Source organism: Streptomyces sp. NPDC026206 (assembly GCF_040638465.1).
In the GTDB taxonomy this organism is placed as follows: Bacteria; Actinomycetota; Actinomycetes; order Streptomycetales; family Streptomycetaceae; genus Streptomyces.
The window spans coordinates 1-4,897 of the sequence record NZ_JBEZYL010000046.1 but is presented as its reverse complement, the minus strand read 5'-3'; the positions used below and the strand labels follow the sequence as shown (position 1 = coordinate 4,897).

Below are 4,897 nucleotides of genomic sequence, written 5' to 3'. Positions count from 1 at the left end.
AGGGCGACGAGCATGGTGCGGAAACCGGTGATCACAACACCATCGGCGGGCTGGAGGTCGCGGTGGCGAAGGTGTGCGCCATCTATCCACCAAGGTCCCCGCCACAGCAGCAGCCCGTACCCGATGACCGCGAGGGTGATGCTCACCGCGAGCAGGATGCGCTTGATGTACGTGTTCATGCCGTGCATCATTTCCACAGCCCGCTGTCCAGCATTCCTCAACAGTCTGTTTCAGAGCAGGATTTGAGGTTGCTGGGATAATGTGCGATATCCCGTGGGTTCCCGCCGGTCGGTGATCGCGCGGCAGGGGTCCGACCAGGGATTTCGCGGCACCGGCCCGCGCTTCGCCGTGGAGATCACGATTGTTCTTCGGGAATCCTGAAGGACCATCATCATCCATTCGGGTAGGCCGTGCCTTCGCGCCTTGCTGACCTGGGACAACACTGTCAACCCGAGGGATGGACGCTGAAGCGAACCCACGGGATATCGCACAGATCTTCCTCACCGCCCGCCCCGCCGGCGTCTCCTGCCGGAAGGCGTCGGCCTGCTGCTGGGAACGGTCGGTCTGGGCGCGGTTGACCGCATGCCGGGCGGTGTCGTCCGCGACCACCCTGGCCGCGACCTCTGGGCGGCGCAGTACGTCCGAGGCGACCTGGGCCGCGACCGTGTCGTCGGCGATGAGGTCGTGGACGACCTCGGTCTTGTGCTGCGTGGTCTGCGCTTTGTTGACCATGTGGCGGGCGGTGTCGTCCGCGACGACTTTGGCCGCCACTGCCGGGCGGCGCAGCACGTCCGAGGCTACCTGGGCCGCGACCTCGTCGTCGGCGGCCAGGCGGTGGATGGCCGCCACCTTCTGCGCGGGCGTCTCGGGACGGCCCGGAAGCTGCCCGACGTGCTTCTTGGCCAGGTCCATCGTCCAGCGCCGCACCCGGGCGCGCTCGTCCAGCGGAGGGTCGCCGATCGCCTCGAAGCGCTCGGCATCGTCATGGATGCCCGCGAGGACGTAGTGGACCTTGTGGGAGACGCCGTGACGACGTTGCTTCTCGGGCCAGCGGTGGGCGGCGAACCGGTAGTTGCGGACCGTACTCAGCGCCACCCCAGGTCGTCGGCGTAGATCTGCAACGAGGCGTCGACGCTGAAGAGGTCTTCACCCAGGGCCGGATGAGCGCCGCCCACCGGCTGCATCGGCTCAATCTCTTTACCGACCGCGGGAGCCCGTGAACCGGCTCTGACCTGCGGCGATTCATAGACTACATGTCCGTGACGGCGGGGTGGGGATGCTTCCGTAGCTCGTCTGAGTGATCTCGTGGGAGGGCCCGTCCACCGGAACGGTGGACGGGCCGTGAGGCGGTCAGCAGTGCGGGATCACGTCGCTGATTCAGGGTCGGCGAGACGGGCCTCAAGGTCGGCGATGCGCCGGTCCTGGAAGCGGATGTTGGGGCGAGCGGCCTTGAGCCGCTCGTCGAGCGTCCGATTGTCGGTGGTCAGCTGGCGGACTCGCTGCTTGAGGGTGGTGTTCTCGGTGGTGATCCGCTGGACGCTCTCCGCAGTCCACTCGCTCTCCAAGTCGCGAATCTGGCCGAGGAGTGCACCGATTCGAGTCCGCTGGGCGAGGACTTCGGTGCGTGCGGCCTTGAGGGCGTCCTCGGCATTTGGACGATCTCGTGGATCCTGCGGGCCCGCAGGAATGCCCGCGACTACGAGAGACTGCCGCAGCACTCGGAGGCACTGATCACTTGGGCCGCGATCACGCTCATGACCCGCCGGCTGGCCCGCGGCGCGCCCTCGGCACGGTTGCCGTCACGGTTGCCGGTCACTGGCCGATGACCTCGGTGTGAGCGACCGCGAGAAGGCGCACGCAGCTGAGCCTCACAAAAAGGCAGGGCTCAACCGGATGTTGCGGTGGCCGGACTGTCGCCGGGCGTCCTGCGCTGTCGTCGGCACCGTTGGCAGTGCCGACGACAGTATGCGAGGTCAGTCCACGGGGCGGCCGACGTTCTGCGGGAACTGACCCGGGAAGTTACCCGCCGGGGTGAAGCGCGCCAGGACGAAGGCGCCAGCCTGGGGGAAAAGCATGCCCGCTGGGCATTTGCTGACGGCGAGACTGATCTGAGTGGTGCCCTTCCACACCAACTGCGTGAACCTGCCCGTCGCCGACGAGAAGCCCGGCTTGTTGTAGTCGTACTTGGACGCCTCCGCCATCCATGAGGCGAACGCTTGCCGAATCGCGGTTTTGGTGTCCGAGGGCCCAATGACCGCATAGAGGTTCTCGCCGTAGCGGCCCTCAGCGGCGGAGTGCGCGAACTTGCACATCTGTGCGTACTGGTCGGTGGCCGGGTAGAGCGGATCGCTCCATGTCAGCGGCCGGGCACCGTACTTGGCACGGGCGGCGTTCGCCGAGGCGAGCGTCTGGTCCTTGATCTCCTGAGGCGCGGGCGCCGCCGAGGCCGGCGCGGTGGCCAGCATGAGGGTGGTGAAGGTGAGCGCGGCGGCCACAGCGATGGGGCGCGCGAAGCGCATAACATTCATGACTCTATGAATTATTACAAGCGCGGAAGGTAATCAATACTGCCCTGGGGCTACATGCGGTACTCCAGTGCGACCTTCTCTTCCACGCGACCCACAGAGCAGACCCCGACCCCTCAAGCCCCTCGGGCTTCGGCCAACCTGACGTGCCATCAAAAGTCAGCATCTGCCACACGCGCACCATACCGCGCCCCCGGACTGCTCTTTCGAGGATTCCACACAGGCACTGCAGTGTTCGCCCTGCGCGGCGCCGCCGACCGGGAAACGCTCGACATCCTTCGCCAGGATGCCATCACCGCGACCGACCGGTTCGTCACGGCCGCCGCCCGGCACTTCGCCTGACCCTCATCGACGCCGCTGTCCTGGCGGGGCTCGGTCAGTCGGCGGCGTGATCCAAGACCTCGCGCCTGCAGGACAGCGCTGGTGGGGCGTATTCCGGGTTCGCCACTGTGCTTTCAAGACCTTGTGCCCGTGAACTGGACTTAGAGATCGGGCACCAGTTCCACCGAGCCCGTCGAGAAGCGGAAGCACAGATTGCCGAACACGGTTTCGGGACGTGGCCCGTTGTCGCCGTGGTGGTATGCGAGCACGGCGCTCGTCAGGTACTCGCGGGGTCCGGTGCCAGTCCAGCAGCTCGTCCCTGGCCACCGACGTGGCCCATTCGGGGAGGCTCGAAGCGGTCGGCACCGAGTGGAGCAGGTTGTCCAGGGCGTCGTACCACTCGGTGAGCTGAGCACGATGGTGCCATACCAGCTTGTCGACGCCTCCGGCCCCGTCCTTGGCCGCTACCGCGCGCAGATCCTCGCCTTCGAGGCAGGATTCGCGTGCCTTGTGCCTGCGGTCCACGTACCTGGCGTACTCCGGCCGAAACTCCGGCGGAATCCGCGCACCGTCGCTACTTCCCCAACCGGCCTGGAAGTAGTCCACGTGCCAGGCCGGCGTGTCCGACCGCGGCACCAGCCGCACCTCGGCATCCCCGTGGGTCACCGTGTGGACGGCGTTGCCGACCCGGCACCACGAGGCGCCATCGGCGAAGCACTTCAGCAGCGATTCCCCCAGTTCTTCCAAGTCACCGCCGAACCCGCGCACCAGCTCGACCGACGCACTGGCGACAGGCAGATCGGCGAACGAGACGTTCAGGGCGGTGATGTCGAGTCGGTCCTCGGGCAGTCGAATCTTCACCATGGTCATGACCGGAGCGTCGCGCACCCCAGGATCGTCGGATCGTCGACACACCCACAGGTCACCCGTCCGCACCGGAGCCAGACTGCGTCCGGTACAGCCCCGTTGTGGAGACGCCCCCCGTGTCGTTGGCCTCTGGCAGACTTCCGGCATGACCGAGTCGACAGAACGTCGCGCCGCATCCGGCGAGCTGTGCACCTGCGGTCGCCAGGCCATCGTCGTCTACAGCAACGCAGAGTTCGGCGATGCCGGGTACTGCGGAATCGAAGGCAGCCAGGCCCGTCCCGTACTCCCCTGCCCCTGGTGCGGGAGCATGGAGCCGCACACTGCGCCGTGGGGAGACCCCGGCAAGTGCCCGGACTACCAGCTCCGCCCACCGACTGAGCCGAGCGAGTAAATCAGCAGACCCGGGGCTCCGCCAGGCTGCGGAAACTGAAGGTATTTCAGCGGGAACACGAGGGTCCGGTGCCGCCATTTTCGGAGCTGGCCCCGCGGGTTCACGGTGAAGACGCTGGGTCGGCCCAGGACTCCTATCTCTGTCCCCGGCCGCAAGCTACGCAATGGAGTTGCCGGACGTATCCGGGTGTCTTTCTCCCTCGGAAAGCCGCCGGGATCGTGTCGAGGCGCAAGGCAGACAACCAAACGCGCTGTGGTGTGTGAATCACGAAGCTCGCGCAACGTCCAGCCGTCGGAGGCCCACTTGAGCGTGATGGTCATGGCGAACCATTTTGGTGTTGCCGGCGCTGGTCGTCGAGGCCCTCGGCAGCACCGCCATCGGCTACGTCCTCGGACGGCGGGGTACTGCGGTGACCCGTCCGCAGGCACGGCGCGGTTCGTCTGGAAGTGCGCCGACTACGACACCAACAACGAATACCGCACGGACGCACAGTGCATCGTCTGCGGCCGTGACCGCCCGGTCTCCCGGGTCCGCAAGGACTCCCATCCCCCGCCAACTCCGGCCAGAAGGAACCGACATGAGCGACCCCGGTCAGGAGGCGCATGCCGGGAGCGGACTCAGTGCCGACAGAATCCGAACATCTGCACGTACGTCGCCGCCGGCGTGGCCGACCCGGAAGCCGGGTTCGCACTGCCCAGCACCACCTGCACGTGCATGGTCTCGAACTGCGGGTTACGAATGTTCGCCCGGTGCCCGTCGCTGCGCATCCACCACGTGAAGGCGGCCAGCGGTG

At 66.8% G+C, this 4,897-nt stretch carries 5 protein-coding genes and 1 pseudogene; 2 read left to right on the top strand and 4 right to left on the bottom strand.

From position 1 onward, the window contains the following. Together AB0F13_RS27720 and AB0F13_RS27715 are read right to left on the bottom strand one after the other, a co-directional pair. The coding region (locus AB0F13_RS27720) for a DUF6192 family protein (RefSeq protein WP_362087912.1) at positions 1 to 1,095 on the bottom strand (1,095 nt) is incomplete at its 3' end. 269 nt (positions 1,096 to 1,364) lie between these two features. Beyond that, positions 1,365 to 1,565 (bottom strand): hypothetical protein, encoded by a 201-nt coding sequence (locus AB0F13_RS27715; protein ID WP_362087909.1) that lies wholly within the window; start codon positions 1,563 to 1,565, stop codon positions 1,365 to 1,367. A 90-nt stretch (positions 1,566 to 1,655) separates the two neighbouring features. Here AB0F13_RS27715 and AB0F13_RS27710 point away from each other — a divergent pair. Beyond that, positions 1,656 to 1,826, top strand: a pseudogene (locus tag AB0F13_RS27710) (IS5/IS1182 family transposase); the annotation flags it as partial. Positions 1,827 to 1,973: 147 nt separating this feature from the next. Here the strand turns inward: AB0F13_RS27710 and AB0F13_RS27705 are convergent. After that, positions 1,974 to 2,519: a CAP domain-containing protein gene (locus tag AB0F13_RS27705; RefSeq protein ID WP_362087906.1), complete on the bottom strand. Its 546-nt coding sequence runs from the start codon at positions 2,517 to 2,519 to the stop codon at positions 1,974 to 1,976. Positions 2,520 to 2,870: 351 nt separating this feature from the next. Further along, on the bottom strand, positions 2,871 to 3,716 hold the full coding sequence (locus AB0F13_RS27700; protein WP_362087903.1) for a hypothetical protein: 846 nt from the start codon (positions 3,714 to 3,716) through the stop codon (positions 2,871 to 2,873). A 142-nt stretch (positions 3,717 to 3,858) separates the two neighbouring features. Here AB0F13_RS27700 and AB0F13_RS27695 point away from each other — a divergent pair, with 142 nt between their 5' ends. Beyond that, on the top strand, positions 3,859 to 4,104 hold the full coding sequence (locus AB0F13_RS27695; RefSeq protein WP_362087900.1) for a hypothetical protein: 246 nt from the start codon (positions 3,859 to 3,861) through the stop codon (positions 4,102 to 4,104). Positions 4,105 to 4,897: the final 793 nt, after the last annotated feature.

Excerpts from the sequence above, each read along its gene's own strand:
- AB0F13_RS27705 (WP_362087906.1), bottom strand. The coding sequence starts at position 2,519 with ATGCGCTTCGCGCGCCCCATCGCTGTGGCCGCCGCGCTCACCTTCACC.
- AB0F13_RS27700 (WP_362087903.1), bottom strand. The coding sequence starts at position 3,716 with ATGACCATGGTGAAGATTCGACTGCCCGAGGACCGACTCGACATCACC.
- AB0F13_RS27695 (WP_362087900.1), top strand. The coding sequence starts at position 3,859 with ATGACCGAGTCGACAGAACGTCGCGCCGCATCCGGCGAGCTGTGCACC.